General features: G+C 53.2%; 14 protein-coding genes and 1 pseudogene. 7 read left to right on the forward strand and 8 right to left on the reverse strand.

Features of this window, described 5'->3' with window-relative positions; genetic code table 11:
* Positions 1 to 28 precede the first annotated feature (28 nt).
* Entirely contained in the window at positions 29 to 346 is a 318-nt protein-coding gene (locus tag J2I47_RS06150) for a DciA family protein (protein WP_207333444.1), read from the reverse strand.
* A gap of 90 nt (positions 347 to 436) precedes the next feature.
* On the reverse strand, positions 437 to 1,285 hold the full coding sequence (locus tag J2I47_RS06155) for a hypothetical protein (protein WP_207363663.1): 849 nt from the start codon (positions 1,283 to 1,285) through the stop codon (positions 437 to 439).
* Positions 1,286 to 1,326: 41 nt separating this feature from the next.
* Here J2I47_RS06155 and J2I47_RS06160 point away from each other — a divergent pair, with 41 nt between their 5' ends.
* The 3 genes from J2I47_RS06160 (at position 1,327) to J2I47_RS06170 (ending at position 4,214) form a co-directional block, all read left to right on the forward strand.
* Entirely contained in the window at positions 1,327 to 2,331 is a 1,005-nt protein-coding gene (locus J2I47_RS06160) for an NAD(P)/FAD-dependent oxidoreductase (protein WP_207363664.1), read from the forward strand.
* A gap of 100 nt (positions 2,332 to 2,431) precedes the next feature.
* A complete protein-coding gene (locus J2I47_RS06165) occupies positions 2,432 to 3,265 on the forward strand; it encodes a CvfB family protein (protein ID WP_207363665.1) in 834 nt (277 codons plus the stop codon).
* A 1-nt stretch (position 3,266) separates the two neighbouring features.
* Entirely contained in the window at positions 3,267 to 4,214 is a 948-nt protein-coding gene (locus J2I47_RS06170) for an L-threonylcarbamoyladenylate synthase (protein WP_207363666.1), read from the forward strand.
* Positions 4,215 to 4,432: 218 nt separating this feature from the next.
* Here the strand turns inward: J2I47_RS06170 and J2I47_RS06175 are convergent, their stop codons facing one another.
* From J2I47_RS06175 to dnaE, 3 genes are all read right to left on the reverse strand, one after another.
* A complete protein-coding gene (locus tag J2I47_RS06175; RefSeq protein ID WP_207363667.1) occupies positions 4,433 to 5,761 on the reverse strand; it encodes an ammonium transporter in 1,329 nt (442 codons plus the stop codon).
* A gap of 27 nt (positions 5,762 to 5,788) precedes the next feature.
* Positions 5,789 to 7,021 (reverse strand): porin, encoded by a 1,233-nt coding sequence (locus tag J2I47_RS06180; protein ID WP_207363668.1) that lies wholly within the window; start codon positions 7,019 to 7,021, stop codon positions 5,789 to 5,791.
* A gap of 360 nt (positions 7,022 to 7,381) precedes the next feature.
* Positions 7,382 to 11,002 carry a DNA polymerase III subunit alpha gene (gene dnaE, locus J2I47_RS06185; protein ID WP_207363669.1) on the reverse strand — a complete coding sequence of 1,207 codons (3,621 nt, stop codon included), beginning with the start codon at positions 11,000 to 11,002 and terminating at the stop codon, positions 7,382 to 7,384.
* Positions 11,003 to 11,179: 177 nt separating this feature from the next.
* On the opposite strand from dnaE, the gene J2I47_RS06190 reads away from it, so the two are divergent.
* Positions 11,180 to 11,479: an MbcA/ParS/Xre antitoxin family protein gene (locus J2I47_RS06190; RefSeq protein WP_207363670.1), complete on the forward strand. Its 300-nt coding sequence runs from the start codon at positions 11,180 to 11,182 to the stop codon at positions 11,477 to 11,479.
* 24 nt (positions 11,480 to 11,503) lie between these two features.
* Positions 11,504 to 11,974 (forward strand): annotated as a pseudogene (locus tag J2I47_RS06200) (RES family NAD+ phosphorylase).
* Positions 11,975 to 11,979: 5 nt separating this feature from the next.
* Here J2I47_RS06200 and J2I47_RS06205 read toward each other — a convergent pair.
* The 3 genes from J2I47_RS06205 to J2I47_RS06215 all read right to left on the reverse strand — a co-directional run bounded on the left by J2I47_RS06205 (position 11,980) and on the right by J2I47_RS06215 (position 14,748).
* Entirely contained in the window at positions 11,980 to 12,135 is a 156-nt protein-coding gene (locus J2I47_RS06205) for a hypothetical protein (protein ID WP_207363673.1), read from the reverse strand.
* A 109-nt stretch (positions 12,136 to 12,244) separates the two neighbouring features.
* The gene (locus tag J2I47_RS06210; protein WP_207363674.1) at positions 12,245 to 13,291 is read right to left on the reverse strand and encodes a PD-(D/E)XK nuclease family protein; all 1,047 of its coding nucleotides are present in this window, start codon (positions 13,289 to 13,291) and stop codon (positions 12,245 to 12,247) included.
* Between the two features lie 101 nt (positions 13,292 to 13,392).
* Entirely contained in the window at positions 13,393 to 14,748 is a 1,356-nt protein-coding gene (locus tag J2I47_RS06215) for a GH1 family beta-glucosidase (RefSeq protein ID WP_229374312.1), read from the reverse strand.
* A 188-nt stretch (positions 14,749 to 14,936) separates the two neighbouring features.
* On the opposite strand from J2I47_RS06215, the gene J2I47_RS06220 reads away from it, so the two are divergent.
* Positions 14,937 to 15,311: a hypothetical protein gene (locus J2I47_RS06220; RefSeq protein WP_207363675.1), complete on the forward strand. Its 375-nt coding sequence runs from the start codon at positions 14,937 to 14,939 to the stop codon at positions 15,309 to 15,311.
* Positions 15,312 to 15,383: 72 nt separating this feature from the next.
* A complete protein-coding gene (locus J2I47_RS06225) occupies positions 15,384 to 16,766 on the forward strand; it encodes a sensor histidine kinase (RefSeq protein WP_207363676.1) in 1,383 nt (460 codons plus the stop codon).
* Positions 16,767 to 16,795: the final 29 nt, after the last annotated feature.

Genomic DNA, 16,795 nt, shown 5'->3' on the forward strand with positions numbered 1-16,795 from the left:
ATTAAACCTTAGACATTAAACATTAAACTCAGGTAAACACAACATCGTCAATCACGTCGGCACCGACTTCTTTGTTGACGACCTGAATGAGTTTTTGTTTGGCGTTGACCAGTTCGTTGCGGAGGGGTGCCGATGATAGCTCGATGTAGAGGGTACGGTCGCGAACGTAAAGGCGGGTGGTGCGTGAGGCGATCATTGGTCCCATCATTTTACCCCAGAACGTTTCGAGGTATGTTTCGTTGAACCGGCCCCGTAACTTATACACCTGCAACAACTTATCGAACGCCTCCTTCACGGTGGTTGTACCCGGATCGCGGGAGGTGGCGCTGACGTACTTTTTAGTCATTACAGGGGTATTGTGAGGCGTGTAAACAAAGATAGCAGACGGGCAATCCGTGCGACCAGTTGCCCGAAGAACATTTTTTAATGGCCTCGCTTAGTGTGCCGATCCTGACGGGGCTGCTTTTCCAGCCGTTTTCTTTTTGTGAGCATACTGGTAAACATCGTCAAACGACTCACCCGCCTGTAGGTCAGCCAGTAGCCGTGTCAGCGCAGCCGAACCGGTGGTGGCCATCCAGCGCGACACCTCGCGGCCAGCCGTGAGGTAGGCCAGCATGACGCGACCGTAATCGCCATAAAAAAAATCACGTGTGGTCTCCAGCGACGACAGTTCCGGTACAAACTGCGGTGACAACCCCGACGGGCCGTGGGCGCGGTAGTTCCATTGGGCATCATATTCCAGAAACCGTACGGCAGCACTGTTGGTGGCGGTAGTGAACCGGTAGTCGACCATCAGGGCCAGGCCCTCATTGAACCACTGCGGCACCTGCCGTTTAATGGTAAACCAGCCCAGCCGGGCAAATAACTCGTCGTGGCAAAGCTCGTGGGCCATTACATCCACGTTGTTGCCGTCGGGGCCCAAAACAAGAAATGAATCTCCCCAGGGCATACCGAGGCTGCACCCGGCCCCTTCACCGCCCGAACAATACTGCGCATACTGGTCCTGCGTAGGGCAATAAATTACCAGTGCCCGCCCTTCCGATTTGCCCCAGAACTGCCGGATACGGTCGTTGGCCTGCTCAAAATGGGCCAGCAACACGTCGCGTTGCCGGGCCGAGGCGTCCTGGCTGATGTAGAGGGTGCGGTTGTTTTCTGTCTGGACAACGAACCGGGGCGAGTACTGGATGGTGAGGCAACGCCAGAGCGATGGAAACAGCAGCAGGGCTGCCAGCGGCAGGGCAATCAGGAGCGAGAACGACCACCGTAGCAAAACAGACCAACGCATGACGTGTTCAACAATGAGCAGGGCTTAACGGTTTCAACCCTATGCCCACTATCCTGATCATTGGCGCTGGCCTGTCTGGCCTGACTGCCGCCCGCGAACTCACCCGCCAGGGCCATACCGTTACCCTTCTCGACAAAGGTCGGGGCATTGGTGGTCGCCTGGCAACCCGCCGCCTCGGCAATGGCCGCGCCGATCATGGCGCTCAATATTTTTCGGCACAAAGTCCCGAATTTCATGCGCTTACGCAGGAGATGAGCCAGGCGGGTGTGGTGCACGAATGGCATCTGGAGCAGTCAGACCCGGCTGGGTTCAGGCATCCGCGCTGGGTTGGCTCCGAAGGCATGAACAGCATTGCCAAATACCTCGCTCAGGGTCTCGACGTGCAGACGGAGTGCACGGTAACGCGCATCGCACCCGCCAAAACGGGTTGGACACTAACCACCACTGAACAAGACAACACACGCATATTCAGCGCCGACGTGCTACTTATTACTGTCCCCGCCCCGCAGGCCCTGGCCCTGTGCGACGCCTCTGGTCTGGCACTGGCCGAAGCCGACAAAGCAGCCCTGGAAGCCATCCACTACGCGCCCTGCCTGGCCGTCATGCTACAACTGAACGGTCCAAGTCAACTACCGGAGCCGGGTGGACTGAAACAAACCGACGGCGATGACCAGCACAGCCCGGTGGCGTGGCTGGCCGATAATGCGCAAAAAGGGATATCGCCCAATCAGACTACCGTCACCCTTCACGCCAGTCACGCTTTCAGTCAGGCACACCTCGACGACCCCGACCAGCAGGCCCTGATCCCCCTGCTCACCGCCGACGTCACCCACTATATCCCCGCCGATTCAATCGTTGACAGACAGATTCACCGCTGGCGCTACAGCAACGCCATCAAGCGCCACCCCACCCCCTTCCTGTCTGCCCAGGCCCACGCACCCCTCCTCTTCGGCGGCGACGGTTTCGGCAACGGCAATGTGGAAGGAGCCTTTTTATCGGGACTGGCGATGGGGAAGAGGGTTCAAGGTCTAAAGTCTAAAGTCTAAAGTCTAATGTCTAAAGTTGCTTCGCGCGTACTGTTTCAGTGCGAAGCAACTTTAGACATTAGACTTTAGACCTTGACCCCCCTTCCCCTACCTTTGCCCCATGATTGAGATTGGACGGAACAACCGGTTGACGGCCCTGCGGATGACCAGCGTGGGCATGTTTTTGGGCGATGATGACGAAAACGATATCCTGCTGCCCAATAAATATGTGCCCGATACACTCCGTGAGGGCGACGAAATAGAGGTATTTGTCTATACCGATTCTGAAGACCGGCCTATTGCCACCACCCTGCGTCCTGCCGTAACGCGCGATGAGTTTGGCGCGTTGCAATGCGTGGCAACGGCTCCGTTTGGGGCATTTATGGACTGGGGGTTGGAAAAAGACCTGCTCGTGCCGCTTCAGGAGCAGGCCGAACCGCTGGTGGTGGGTCGCTGGTACGTGATCTACTGTGGGTATGATACAAAATCCGGTCGGTTGATTGGCTCAACCAAGATTAATTCGCTGATCGACGATGAGGCACCGGAAGACCTGAAAGAAGGTGATGAAGTGGTTGCGCAGATTTACGAGCGTACCGACCTGGGCCTGAATGCTATTGTAAACAACGGGTTTCGGGGGTTATTCTACGCCAATGAGTTGTTTAAACCACTCCGCAATGGCGACAAAGTACGGGCGTATGTGAAGCGCATCCGCGACGACGGGCGGGTTGACCTGAGCCTGCAACCCATGGGTTACGCCAAAGTAGAACCCAACGCCCAGGCCATCCTTGATAAGCTCAACGCCAGCAATGGCTTTCTGCCGCTGACGGATAAGTCTGATCCACAGGTTATTTACCGGGCACTCGCCATGAGCAAAAAAACCTTTAAGCAGGCCGTGGGGGCACTTTATCGCGAACGAAAAATTACCATCGGTGATGATGGCATTCGGTTGAGCTAGGATGATCGGTACGGATATATTCACCGCTAAACGTTTTCTGGAAGAGGGTACTGTGGTAGGCATACCCACCGAAACGGTGTATGGACTAGCCGCCAACGCCCTTGATCCCGACGCAGTGCTGACCATTTTCCGGGTGAAAAACCGGCCTGCCTTTGACCCACTCATTGTGCATACCGATACGCTGGAAAAGGTGCGGTCGCTGGTGCTGGCTATGCCCCCGCTAGCCGAAAAATTAGCGCGGGCGTTCTGGCCCGGTCCGCTGACGTTGCTATTGCCCAAACAACCGCACATTCCTGACCTGACCACGTCGGGCCTTGCGCGCGTGGCCGTACGGATACCCAATCATCCGCTTACGCTGAGTTTGTTAGCTCAACTCGATTTTCCGCTGGCGGCACCGAGTGCTAACCCATTCGGCTACATCAGTCCCACTACGGCGCAGCACGTGGCCAACCAGCTTGGCGATCAGGTACCGTATATCCTCGACGGAGGACCCTGCCAGATTGGGCTGGAGTCAACAATTGTTGGTTTTGATGAAGCCGGGCAACCCACCGTTTACCGACTTGGCGGCATGGCGCTGGAACAGATCGAGGCCGTGACGGGGCCGCTATCCGTAAAGGACCATTCCAGTTCGAACCCCGCCGCCCCAGGTATGCTCAGCAGCCATTACGCCCCCCGCAAACCCGTCACGCTGCTCCGGCCTGGTCAGCTACCGGCGCCTGAAGCTTACGCAGGTACCTTGGTATTCAGTGAGTTACTGCCCGGCATTTCCGAAAGTTACCAGCTTCAACTCTCTCCTTCCGGCAACCTGAATGAAGCGGCAAAAAACCTGTTTGCTCACCTTCGTGCCCTCGATACGCTACCCGTAACACACATATATGTGCAGCTCGCCCCGGAGCAGGGACTTGGCCGCGCTATCAACGACCGATTACGGCGGGCAGCGGCCAGATAACAAAGAAGGTATCCACCAGGGGTAGATACCTTCAACGAGTACAACAAAACCACAGTTCGATGAGCCAGCGGCCAAAGCCGCCAACGCAACACCTAAGCCTGTGGGTCTGCCGTTATATTTTGGTTTACTGTTTAATGTCTAAGGTTCAACGTTGCTTCGCGCTCGGCGTAACAGTGCGAAGCAACATTGAACCTTAAACAGTAAACAGTAAACTCTCTTTACGCGTCGATCAAAAACTCATCGTGCTGACTCACGTCGAGGCCTTCTTTCTCGTCGGCTTCGGTCACGCGCAGGGGCAGAATCATGTCGGTTACTTTCAGCAGCAGGAATGACATGCCGAAAGCGAAAGCAGAAACCACCACCAGGGCCAGCAGGTGTTCGAAGAACAGGCCCGTTTCGCCGAAGGCAAGCCCCTCGACCGTTACGGCTGAGTTAACACCTTTGCTGGCGAAGATGCCCGTCATCAGCATGCCGACCATACCCCCCACACCGTGGCAGGGAAACACGTCGAGGGTATCGTCGAGGGTTGATTTTGAGCGGAGGTGCGCCACATAGTTCGACACCATCGAGGCAACGGTACCGATAAAAATGGCCGTTGGTATCGTTACAAAACCAGCTGCGGGCGTAATAGCCACCAGGCCAACTACCGCACCGATACAGAACCCAAGGGCCGACACTTTCTTGCCACGGGCCGCATCAAACAGCACCCAGCCCAGGCCCGCCGCCGCCGCCGCCGTGTTGGTCGTCGCGAAGGCCGTAGCCGCCAGTGGCGAGGCACCCACCGCCGAACCGGCATTGAAACCAAACCAGCCAAACCACAGCAAACCCGTACCCAACAATACGTATGGTATGTTGGCAGGTGGCAGAATAGCCGCCTCTACGTGCGACTGACGACGTTTCAGGTACAACGCACCCGCCAGGGCAGCCCACCCCGCCGACATGTGAACCACAGTGCCACCGGCAAAATCAAGCACCCCACGTTTGAACAGGAACCCATTTGGGTGCCAGGTCCAGTGAGCCAGCGGAGCATACACGAAGAGGCTGAAGAGAATCATAAACAGCACATACGACCGGAAATTGATCCGCTCGGCCATTGACCCGGTGATCAGGGCGGGGGTGATCACGGCAAACTTTAACTGAAAGAAAGCGAACACCGCCAGGGGGATGGTTGCGGCCAATGACCAGGGCTTACCATCGAGCACACCCTTGAACATCAGAAATGTGCGGGGATCGCCAATAAAACCACCGATCGAGTCACCGAAGGCAAGGCTGAAACCACACACCACCCACAGGATGCTGATGACACCCATGGCAATGAAGCTCTGCAACATGGTCGAGATCACGTTCTTGTTATTCACCATGCCACCGTAGAAATAAGCCAGACCGGGGGTCATCAGCAGTACCAGTGCCGTGGCCATCAGCATCCAGGCGGTGTCGCCGGTATTGATACCTTCCGTCACGATCTGCGTGGGAACAGACGGGCTCAACACGGCCCATACACTGATTGCCAGCAAGATAAGCAGGGGAACTAGAGCAGGTTTTTTCATGACTCAGAATTGGTTTTGTTGTAAGGATTAAAACTTGAAGATCGCCGCCATGCCCAGCGTGGTTTGGCTCTTGGTGAGCTTACCGTCGCCGTTGATGAACTTGTTTTTGCTGTAACTGTCGACCCGGAATTCAGGCTTGAGCAACACGTGACCATTGCCGGTAGTGATGTTACCCGTGATCGTGACTGAGTTGACCGAAACACCTGTACCATCGGCGGCAACCAGCGCGCGGGCACCACCCGTATTGTCGAATACTTCGTAGCGGGCACCCAGACCGAATTTGTCCGACACGGCGTAGTTTGAGTAGATGGCTACCCCACCCCAACTGGTCGATTTGTCAACATACGTACCGGTAGCATAAGGATTAAGCTGCTGATAACCACCTGTTTGCGAACCGTAGGCCGCGTTTAACCCCAGAAAGAACTTGGGCGTAATCTGGTAGGTGGTGGTTAAGTCGAAGATGGAATACGTACCCGTGGTATCGGTACCAACAGCGGCGTCGGGCTTGGTGCGTACGTTTGCTTCGTTAGAAATAGCCGTGTTCAGGTAGATATTCCAGCCGCTAACGGGAATCAGGGCCAGTTGAGCGATGAAGCCTTTTGCCCGGTTGTTGTCGAAACTCCGGTCGATGTTGTTCACCAGTCCCACCATCAGCGAAGCCTTGTCGCTGATGGCATATTGGGCCTTCACGCCCAGGTGGTAGAAAGGCCCGTTGTTAAAGAGGTTGGAGAGCGAGTAGTTGTAGTTGACCGGAGCATCAATCACCTCATAACCGATGTGCGTACCAAACTGACCTGCCGTAAAACTCAGTTTAGAGGTGGCTTTCAGGGTCAGGTAAGCCTGCTTGATGGCTAAGGCCGTTGACGTGGCCGCCCCAGAATTCAACGACACCGTGTTGCCGTAGTTGCCCAGGTCGGCGTTGTTACCAAACGCCAGGTCCATTACCGCGTCGACTTTTTCAGAGGTATAAGAGGCTTTAGCCTGCACAATGCCCAGCTGAAACTGCCCGGCCCGCTGATCGAACGCCCGTGCCGAGCCGTTTACGCCCGTGTTCATGCGGTCGATGGGATTGTTGAAGTTGCCGAGGTAATAAAAGTCGAGGTAACCCGAAAAGGTAAATTTACCTGTGTCTTCACCCTCCTTAGGAGCGGTAGTCGCAACGGCAGAAACAGCCTTTGGCTTGGCCACATCCGTGGTATCACCGGCTTGAGCAGCAAAACCAGCACTTACTGAAAATGCAAGTAAAATCTGTTTTTTCATCCTTTTTGTTTCGTCAAACCCGACTTTGATTGTGGTAATGAATCGCACAAATTTTATCTAACAAAATGGCCTTTGCAATATTTCTCCTTTATAAATAGGGGTAAATCAGCAATAAAATCGAACATTCCTCATAAATTCACATATTATTTTGGTAAATTTATAGTTACTGGATAAATTGTTGAAACATTATCTATATTCTGCACAGACTCAAAAAGGCCAAATATTATTTGGTTCGCTGTTTTATCCTATTTAATGTTTGTTTACTATCAGTTCGCCGAAGTGAGCTTCTGGACAAAATGATGCAGTCACAAAAAAACCCGCACGAAGCGGGTTCCTTTTACCTAGTTATTTTTAGTGATATCAGGCAACTTTACACTGGATGCCATCCATAGACCGCAGGGCATTGAGTAATGTGTTGGCGGGCGACACCCGCAACGTGCGCGACTGTAGATTGATGGCAATGCCGTCGGTAGGGTCCACCACTTTCATGGATAAACTGCAGGTGCCGGGGTGGGCTTTCAGCAATTCGTTTACCTGCGCCACGAGTGTTTCGCTCAGGCAGGCAAGATCGAGCGTGATGAGCAGTTCCTTGCACAGCTTCTCCCGGATCTCACTCAAATACCGGATGCTCACGGGTTTAAACTCCAGTTGGTCCGAGTTCCAGCGGTTTTGCGTTTTACCCGTTACGTGTAAAAACAGGCCTACCTCCACATACTGCGCCATGCGGGCGTAGTCGTCACCGAAGAGGGTCATTTCCATTGACCCCTGGTAGTCTTCCAGTTTAAAGATCATGAAGGGGTTGCCGTTCTTGGCAATTCGCGTCTGCACCGCCGACACGATACCGCCAATGCGCAAATCGGGTGCGTTGGTTTCATAGACCTTGTCTAGCGTGCAGTTACAAAACCCTTCCAGTTCCACCTGAAACTCGTCGAGCGGGTGGCCGGTGATGTAGAAACCCACCACGTCTTTTTCGTACTTGAGCTTCTCGATCTGATTCCAGGGCGTGACCACCGCGGGTTTTGGCCTCGGCATGGCCACGTCGTTGCCCGCACCACCGCCAAACAGCGACTGCTGCGAGGCGGCCTTCTCGGCATGGTGGGTGTTGGCGTAGCGAATGATCTTTTCAATAAACGTGGCATTGTCGCCCGGCACGATCTCGAAATACTGGGCCCGGTGAATATCGGGGTCCAGCGCGTCGAACCCACCGGCGTAGGCCAGCGATTCAATCGTTTTCTTGTTCACCGTCCGCAGGTTCACGCGGGTGATGAAGTCGTAGATGTCCTGAAAGGGGCCGTTTTCGGTCCGTTCAGCAATGATGTTTTCTACTGCTGCGTCGCCGGAGCCTTTGATGGCCCCCAGCCCGAACCGGATCTCACCTTTTTTGTTCACGCCAAACACCCGCTCCGATTCGTTCACGTCGGGGCCAAGTACCGGAATGTTGATGTTTTTACACTCCTCCAGAAAGAAGGTAATTTTTTCAATGTTGCCCAGGCAGCTTGTCAACACCGCCGCCATGTACTCGGCCTTGTAATGAGCTTTGAGCCAGGCCGTCTGATAAGCCACGAAGGCGTAGCAGGTGGAGTGCGATTTGTTGAAGGCGTAGGCGGCAAAGGCCTCCCAGTCGGTCCAGACTTTGGCGCAGGCTTTGGCGGGTAGCTTGTTGGCGGCGCAACCGTCCATAAACTTACCCTTCATCTTATCCAGCGTGGCGCGGTCTTTCTTTCCCATCGCCTTCCGCAACACGTCGGCGTCGCCTTTGGTGAAGTTACCCAGCTTCTGCGACAGCAGCATCAACTGTTCCTGATACACTGTGATGCCGTAGGTATCAGACAGGTACTCTTCCATCTCCGGCAAATCGTAGGTCACGTCTTCGCGCCCGTGTTTCCGGTTGATGAAGTTGGGAATGTACTGGATCGGGCCGGGGCGGTAGAGGGCGTTCATGGCAATGAGGTCCTCAAACCGGTCGGGCTTCAGGTCCTTCATGTACTTTTTCATGCCGTCGGATTCAAACTGGAAAATGGCGTTTGTCTCTCCCCGCTGAAACAGCTTGTACGGCTCCGGGTCATCGAGCGGAATGTTGTCGATCTCGATCTCGCGACCGTGATTCTGCTTGATCAACCGCAGGCATTCTTTAATGATGGTGAGGTTGCGCAACCCCAGAAAGTCCATTTTGATAACACCCGCATCTTCAATCACCTTACCCTCATACTGCGTGATAATCAGGTTGGTATCTTTCGAGGTCGACACCGGAACGATGTCGGACAAGTCACTTGGTGCGATGATGATCCCCGCCGCGTGAACGCCCGTGTTACGCACGGTACCCTCCAGCCGCCGGGCCTGTTGCAGCACGTTCTGCACCTTCTCGGTGTCGATCAGCTTCATGATCCGACCCGTATTCTGATCGCCCGATTCCAGCGCCCGCATCTTGCGCACGTTTTCTACTTCGTCGGGCGAGATGATGTTGCTGAGGCCCCCCGGCCCGTCAATCGGATCTTCAAAAATCCGTTTGAGGGTCATGTTATAGGTGGGCTTGTCGGGCACGAGCTTAGCCAGGGCGTTGGCATCGTTAAGGGGCAGGTCCATCACCCGCGACACGTCTTTGATGGCCGATTTTGCCGCCATCGTGCCGTAGGTAACGATAGCCGCCACCTGCTGCTTGCCGTACTTATCGACCACATAATCGATCACCTTCTGCCGACCTTCGTCGTCGAAGTCGGTATCGATATCGGGCATGGATTTCCGGTCGGGGTTCAGGAATCGCTCGAACAGCAGGTTGTATTTAATGGGGTCGATGTTGGTGATGCCGATGCAGTACGCCACCGCACTCCCCGCCGCCGAACCCCGCCCCGGCCCGACCATGACGCCAATGTCGCGCCCCGCCTGAATGAAGTCGGCCACGATGAGAAAGTAGCCCGCGAAGCCCATGGTACGGATGGTAAATAGCTCAAAGTCAAGCCGTTCCTGGACCTCCTGCGAAATGTCAACGTATCGTTTTTTAGCTCCTTCGTAGGTCAGGTGTTTCAGATACTCCCACTGGTTCATCACGTCGTCGGTATGCTGCTGAAACTCCTTGGGAATGGGGAAGTTGGGCAGCATAATGTCGCGCTTCAGCTTCAGCGTTTCCACCTTGCCCACGATCTCGTTGGTGTTGTCGATGGCTTCGGGCAGGTCGTGGAAGAGCGTGGTCATCTCCTGGGTGTTCTTGAAATAGAACTGATCGGAGAAGAAGGCGAAGCGCGTGTTTTTGGGCATGGCCTCGTCGTCGCTGAATTCCTTCATGCTCGGCGTACTCTGCTTCTCGCCGGTGTTTACGCAGAGCAGAATGTCGTGTGCCACCCAGTCATCCTGATCCACGTAGTGCGAATCATTCGACGCGATAATCTTCACGTTGTACTTCCGGGCGAACTTCACCAGCACCTCATTGGCTTTGATCTGGTCGGGAATCTCGTGGCGTTGCAGTTCTACGTAATAGTCTTCGCCAAACCGGTCGAGCCACCATTTAAATTCGACCTCACCGGCTTCTTCGCCCTTCTTCAGAATCGTCTTGGGTACCATCGCGCCGATGCAGCAGGTGGAGGCAATCAGGCCCTCCTTATACTGCTCAATCATGGCTTTGGTAATGCGGGGGTATTTGCCGTAAAGACCCTCCATGTAGCCCAATGAACACAATTTGGCCAGATTCCGGTAGCCCTGCGCGTTCTTGGCCAGCAGCAGCTGGTGATAGCGAATGTCTTTTTTCTCTTTCGTAAACTGCTTGATCGTATGGTCTTCGACCACATAAAATTCACAGCCCACAATGGGTTTGATGCCCTGCTTGGCGGCTTCGGCCACAAACTCAAACACGCCGAACATATTGCCGTGATCGGTGATGGCCACAGCGGGCATATTATCGGCTTTGGCCTTCTTAATCAGCTTCTTAATATCGGCCTGCCCGTCGAGCAGGGAGTACTGGGTATGGCAATGGAGGTGCGAAAACTGCATGGATACGGCGTCTTAAGTGGGTAAAAATAACCCGATACGCCGGGCTTGTTCTATAATCGCAGCAGATTTTTGGCGAATCCAACGCTAAGTGGCTGACACTGATGAGCCAAATAGAGTCAACCAGAATCACCTGGTGTACGTTATGCAGTGTGAATACTAGTATTAACTTTGATAGGTATGGAAATCACGGTTAGAGTCGAGGATAGCGAAGGACCATTTTTAATGGAGTTACTCCGTAAGTTTTCATTTGTACAGGACGTCAAGCAGAATCAATCGTCGATAGCTTCTCAGATTGACGTGCTTTGGCAGCAGAAAGCCTCAAAGTTGTTTGAGACGAGAAAAGATTTTGACAGTTGGCTAAAAAACCCCAACCAGGCAATTGATAAGCGTATACCCGTTGATTTGCTTTCAGAAGATGGTGGCTTTGAGGTTGTAACGAAACTTATGGGTCGCCTGGAACACGGCATAATGGCTTAGGTTACTTTACTGTGTCCAACTATTATGCAGGTTTATCGGGTTGCCACTTCGGAATATATAGAGGATCTGTCAGGCTATGGAGCCAAACTAAATGGAGGACGCTGGAACCGTGAAGGCGTAGCGGTCTTATACACTGGCAGTAGTATTGCACTCTGCGCTTAGGAGTACTGGGTTCACCTGCCCAAGATGTTGACCTTAAAGCAAAATGCGTATTCGGTTGTTACAATCGAGATACCCAATTCGTCGATAAAGTCGCTAGCTGCTAATGAGTTGCCTCCTGATTGGAAAGAGCAGGCAGGCATTTTGTTTGACATTACAGACGCATGGATTCGTGAAGAAGCCTACTTAGTTATGCAAGTTCCGTCTGCCGTGATCTCCGGTGAATTTAACTATCTGTTAAACCCTGCTCACCCACTTTTCGATTCTGTTATGGTGCAGTCGGTAGAGCCATTTAGTTTTGACAGACGTGCTTTTGACAAGAAATTACTCGGGTAGCCACTCTATACACCGACTCTGATGCGCTCAATCACAGTGTCGAAATCTTCTCTAAGTTCATCCTGCCGTGACTCAACCTCTAGCCCATCCAGAAAGTCTTCCAACTCTTCGCCATAGGTCTGAATATCAATGACTACGGCTGTTTTTTTGACCATTTTCATCGGTGAGGAAGTTGATTCCTTTCGTTGGCTTGTTGGTTAGTTTAGTGAGTAGATATAGCCAGAATTCAGTCGCTGCTGAGGCAATTTCCTCACCGGATTGTCAACACCACTAATTGTCAGTGGGTTGCGAATCACGAAAGGCAGCGTCAATTATGTCCTGTGCTTTTTTCAACTCTTCGATAGTAGCTTCAATGTTCACCAGACCCTCTGAGTCTTTGTGAAGATAACTATCCATTTGAGCGACAGTCATGTATTTTCCATTGCCCATTCGTTTGGGTCGCAAATCTCTGCCAGCTACTGCAACTATTGCCCTGTAAGCTTCGTCACGAGTCGTAGCTTTGTCCATGTCATCATCAACCACGATTTTAAAGCAAAGCTTTTCCTCCTCTAATTGAAGATAAGGGGTGAATCCTCTTCCAACTAATTTTTTATAATACCACCAAAAGCCAACAAATCCACCTGCGGGATTAGCAACATACCCCCAATTTGTTTCGTCATTGTTCGACGCACTGCTCAACACAGAACGTTGATCATATAGAACTGTAAAGAAACCAACCCAGTCATGATAGGTCCATTCCTGGGTTGGTTTGGTTGAAAATTGTTTTATGAGTGTATCTATTTCTAGCAGATGAGCAAGAAAGTCGTCATAGATAGCATTGACCACTCCTTCCCGCTTTCCATTTTGTAGCATAGCTAGAAAGTCATTGCGTAAGTATGTCTTGTATACACCGATTGTATCAAACCTCGATTGATAGCCAGTTTTGAAATACAATGGGATCATTTGATCCTCTTGATAACCAGCTTCTCCAACCAATTTACGATACCGCTCCAACTGGTCTGAATGATTACTGGTATGCGTTTTATCCTCGATCAAAATAGCTAGTTTATTAGGGGAGTCCCCATTTATCTTAATTAATATATCTAGTTTTTGAAATTGCGGCTCTATGCCAACCGATTCTATTGCGGTGCTTTCAAATCCTGGTTTCACCTTCTGTACCATTGAAACAATAAACTCCTGCCCCGCCTGATGCAATGCTGAATCGACCTTCTTGTACTTCGGGTCGGCCCATTCGGCGAGCCAGCAGATAAAGGCATCTTGTGAGAGTTCGCTGGTAGCGTAGGTAAAGAGGTTGGGGCGGTTTTGTTTAGTTGTCATTGCCAGTTTATTTTACAGGATTTGTAAACAAAGCTGTAAAGTAGCGATAACTCCCCTTTCTGCCCCCGTTGATCTAACTGCAAAAACGTTCTGGCCTTCAATCAGTCCCCACACAGCAAGCTCCGGAACCACTGGCCGGATGCCTTGACGATACGATGCTGAGTGCGGTGGTCTACGTAGACAAGGCCGAAACGGGGGCGGTAGCCCTCGGCCCACTCGAAGTTGTCGAGTAGCGTCCAGACGAAATAACCGGCCAGATCAATACCCTCGGCCTGGGCCTGACGAACCTGCTGAAGGCATTGCACATGGTAGGCAGCCCGTTGGGTGTCAATTACCTGCCCATCTTCTACCCGGTCATAAAACGCCGAGCCACTTTCGGCAATAAAGAGCTGATGATCACCGGGGTACTGATTAAACTGGCGTATAATCCTGAGCAGGCTCTGCTCATGCACCTCCCAGCCCATCTCGGTGATCACCGGCACCTGACGGCGGTTGGGCGATACCTCTTTGGCCCACAGATATGGCACGAGCATGGAGTGTTCGACCACCACGGGGAAGTAATGCTGCAGGCCAATAAGGTCGAAATTGAAGGCCAGCCGCTCCATGTCGCCAGGGCGGGCAATGCGTTTGATGCTGTTCAGGAAGGTTAGCTCGTCGGTGGGGTAGCCCATGCCCAGGGCAGGTTCGATGAATAGCCTGTTCAACAAGGCGTCGGCGCGGTGAGCAGCCTGTTGGTCACGCTTCGAGGCTCTATTCATCGGCTCGACGGGCGAGCACGAGAAGGTGGTGCCCACTACTGCGCCGGGCACCAAGCTGCGCACTACCCGCCCGCCTTCGGCCTGAGCCAGCGCGGCATGGTGAATGACCGATGTGATGGCCCGGAAGTTGCGCCGGCCGGGGGCATGCATACCCACCAGGTAGCCCAGCAGCGTAAAGGCCGAGGGTTCATTCAGCACCAGCCAGTGTTTCACCTTATGCCCAAACGCCTTTACCACCACGGCTACATACTCGGCAAACCAAGTCACGATTTCGCGGTTCATCCAGCCGCCCCGGTCTTCCAGCGCCTGGGGCAGGTCCCAGTGAAAGAGCGTAACCCAGGGGGTTTGCCCCTGCCGGATACCCTCGTCAATAAGGCGGTCGTAGTAGGCCAGTCCCGCTTCGTTCACGCGCCCGGTGCCCTGCGGCAAGATGCGCGACCAGGCAATGGAAAACCGGAACGCGTTGAAGCCCATCTGACCATTCAGGGCCAGATCAGTAGGGTAGCGATGGTAGAAATCACAGGCCATCATGGCGTTTTCGCCCGTTTTTATGGCCCCCTTCTTCTGGGTAAACGTATCCCAGACCGATGGCCCCCGCCCGTGGGAGATGGTGGCACCTTCAATCTGAAAGGCAGCCGTGGCTGTTCCCCAGACAAAGTCAGGTCCGAAGTCGGCGCGGTGCAAAATTGGCTTAGTCAAAAAATCCGTGATTTTTGGTATTGCCTGCAAGTTGGCAGATACCACCCACTCCACGGCATTTCAACAGGTTACGAAAGTGTTAAGCACAAGTCGAGACGACCTCTACATTTTCGCAAATTATGGAGATATTGCCCTATGAAAACCCCTTAGTGTTCAGGGGTTTCGCTCGAACTTAGCTTATCCGATCCATGCCTTACTTTCTACTGCATACAAATTCCCTGATGGCCCTCAGCCTGGCGCTCATCGTGGGGAACATGTGGATTTTTGTCCTGAACGCACCCGCAAGGAGTCTCAGCCGTCGGTGGCTGCTGATTTTTTATTTTTTCCAGTTCGTCTGGCAAACAAGCGAAATCTTTCATTACGCCGTTCACCCGGCCTACATTGGCAGCCTGCCCTACAAGATACTGCTTTCCTGCTGGACATTTCCAGCCCTGGCCCTCGTCGAAATTTCGTTTATTCAGTTCAACTATCTTTTTCTCGACGATACGTTTCCCAAAGAACGGCGCGTGATACGGGGGATCTCGTTTGGGCTAGGGGCTATGCTTTGCCTGTTTACGGTTTAGAACGAGTTTCTCAATAAAAGCAACATTAACTATCTCAACACCGCTGGCTTCCTCTACGGGTCGCTTACCAACGTGTGGGCCTTAACTGTTTGCGCCCGGAAAGCTTTCCGGCTGCGATACCAGGATACTGAAGTCGCCAAGGGCCTTCGCTGGATGACGGCCGTCAACGGTGTATTTGTGTTTATGTGCCTTGTGGTGCTGTCGGTGGGCTTCTATTCCACCGTGGGCTACTGGATGTATTCAACGCTGCTCTGGTTGGGCAACCTGGCCGAAATCTTTGTATACCTCAACTTCTCAGCCATCCCTACCAGCTTGAAAATTAAGCAGATAGGCTTCGCCCAGATCATTGTGGCTACCATCCTACTCACGGTTATGCTGGTCTTCTGCCCCCCTGTCGACATACTGGACCTGCCCGCCCGCCTACAACAGCAAGACAGTCTGCTCAAAATCTCGGCACTCATCATCAGCACGGCAGCGGTTAATTTTCTGTTGCTGCCCCGGCTCGTCAATGCCACTTTCACCCAGCCCGTACTCCGGTTGCTGGACGGGGTGCAACGCATCAACGCCGGTGATCTCGATGCTCAGGTGGTGCAGACCACCCAGGACGAATTGGGGGTACTTACCCAGCACTTTAACCAAATGACCGGTTCGCTGCATGACGCCCGCACCGAACTAACGCGCTACGCCCAGACGCTGGAAGAACAGGTGGCCGACCGCACCGCCGAAATTCAGGCCGATAAAGCCCGGATTGAAGAGCAGGCGGCCCAGCTACAGACGGTCATGCGCGAATTGCACCACCGGGTAAAAAATAACCTTGCTATTGTGTCTGGCCTCCTAAGCCTACAACTGAACCGGCTGGAAGACAAGCAGGCGATTAAGGCATTTCAGGAGGGTCAGCGCCGCATCGACGCCATTGCCCTCATTCACCAGCGACTGTATCATTCGGAAGAGCTGACCAGCATCAACATGGGCAAGTTTGTGGAGGAACTGACGGCCAGCACCATGCAGGCTTACGGGTATTCAGAGCAGTCGATAAAGCTGCAAATTACCAGCAACGTCGACGTGCTGGACATCGACACAGCTGTCCCTATTAGTTTGATTATCAACGAGTTTTTAACAAACTGTTTCAAATACGCCATTCCGCACGTGCCGGATCCTAGTTTATCTATTTCGCTGTTGAAACGCGACGGGCTGTTGCTGGAAGTGGCCGATAATGGGCCGGGTATTGATATGGATCTCTGGCAGCGGCCTACTACGTCGTTCGGGAAACGGCTGATCAAAGGGCTGAGTGAACAAACCGGCGGTATACTCACCGTTGAAAACCTGACGCCCAAAGCAACACCCGCCCAGGTAAGTTCCGAAATGCTGATTGACGTTTTGGAACCTGACGAACGCTCATTCGTTCGCGGAACCCGCTTTCGACTCTTCATCCCCGAAGCAACTTTGATGCAGTGACAAAGCGGTTAGGTGCCGTACTTTCGCGC

Source organism: Fibrella rubiginis (genome assembly GCF_017353185.1).
In the GTDB taxonomy this organism is placed as follows: domain Bacteria; phylum Bacteroidota; class Bacteroidia; order Cytophagales; family Spirosomataceae; genus Fibrella; species Fibrella rubiginis.